The organism is Streptomyces chilikensis, from assembly GCF_001642695.1.
GTDB lineage: Bacteria > Actinomycetota > Actinomycetes > Streptomycetales > Streptomycetaceae > Streptomyces > Streptomyces chilikensis.
Map to the genome: position 1 here is coordinate 1 of NZ_LWCC02000115.1, position 701 is coordinate 701.

A 701-nucleotide genomic window follows, 5' to 3' on the forward strand; every position below is an offset into this window, starting at 1 on the left:
CTCCTCACCCCGGTCATGCTGCTCCTGCTCTTCGTCTACCTCTTCGGCGACGTGATGAGCGCCGGCATCGGCGGCGGGGGCGCGGACCGGTCCGAGTACATCGCGTACCTGGTTCCCGGCATCGTGATGATGACCATCGGCTCCACCACCGTCGGCACCGCGGTCTCCGTGTCCATGGACATGTCCGAGGGGATCATCGCCCGGTTCCGCACCATGGCCATCCACCGCGGCTCGGTGCTCGTCGGTCACGTCGTCGGCAGCGTCCTGCAGTCCGTGGCCAGTGTGGTCCTGGTCGGCGCCGTCGGCGTCGCCATCGGGTTCCGCTCCACCGACGCCACCGTCCTGGAGTGGCTCGCCGCACTCGGCCTGCTCGTCCTCTTCGCCACCGCGCTCACCTGGATCGCGGTCGGCATGGGGCTCATCAGCCCCAACGCGGAGGCGGCGAGCAACACCGCGATGCCGCTGGTCTTCCTGCCGCTGATCTCCAGCACCTTCGTGCCGGTCGACTCGATGCCGGGCTGGTTCCGCCCGGTCGCCGAGTACCAGCCCTTCACCCCGGCCATCGAGACCCTGCGCGGCCTGCTCCTCGGCACGGACATCGGCCACAACGGCTGGCTCGCCGTCGCCTGGTGCGTGGGGCTCGCCGTCCTCGGCTACTTCTGGGCCACCGCGAAGTTCGGCCGGGACCCGAGGTGACACCG

General features: G+C 70.2%; 1 protein-coding gene. It reads left to right on the forward strand.

The genetic code is table 11. The features are described 5' to 3' along the window. The coding region (locus A2U95_RS25250; RefSeq protein WP_166027118.1) for an ABC transporter permease at positions 1-696 on the forward strand (696 nt) is incomplete at its 5' end. Positions 697-701: the final 5 nt, after the last annotated feature.